We start from the raw sequence: 556 nt of genomic DNA on the forward strand, positions 1-556 counted from the left end.
CTATTTAAATTGAACATTCCCATTACGGGCCCTTAGCTCAGTTGGTTAGAGCGCACCCCTGATAAGGGTGAGGTCGGTGGTTCGAGTCCACTAGGGCCCACCATACAACTCCATAATGTGCGTCATGCTTGATGAAGTTTTTCGTAATTTGTTTTGGAACAAGCTTCGAGTGTGTCGTGAATTTTTTGGGGATTAGATATGGGGCCATAGCTCAGCTGGGAGAGCGCCTGCCTTGCAAGCAGGAGGTCAGCGGTTCGATCCCGCTTGGCTCCACCATAAACAATATCTCTTCCATAACTTACCGCTTGATTGGTAAGCGTGGATTTGGTAAGATAGTCTTCCGCCGGTAAAATGGTGGTTGAACAATTAGCTGAGATTTTAAACGTCACTTCGCGTGATCGTTACAAAATTTCATCACTGATCCTTGAAAACTGGATAACGAAACGAAATTTGCGAATTAGAAATATCCTTTTCTGATGAATTTAAATGAGCTGCAAAGCTAAATTGAAATTCATCATAGCTGAGCTTGTGTCAAACAAGTTAAGTGAAAAGTGGC

The 556-nt window shown here is 43.2% G+C and carries 2 tRNA genes; both read left to right on the forward strand.

The window, feature by feature from the left end:
* The first annotated feature begins 26 nt into the window (after positions 1–26).
* Positions 27–103: transfer RNA gene (locus ACYUJT_RS25395), tRNA-Ile, on the forward strand.
* 97 nt (positions 104–200) lie between these two features.
* Positions 201–276, forward strand: a tRNA-Ala gene (locus tag ACYUJT_RS25400).
* Positions 277–556 lie beyond the last annotated feature (280 nt).

The sequence above is a fragment of the Paenibacillus sp. YSY-4.3 genome (genome assembly GCF_054767475.1).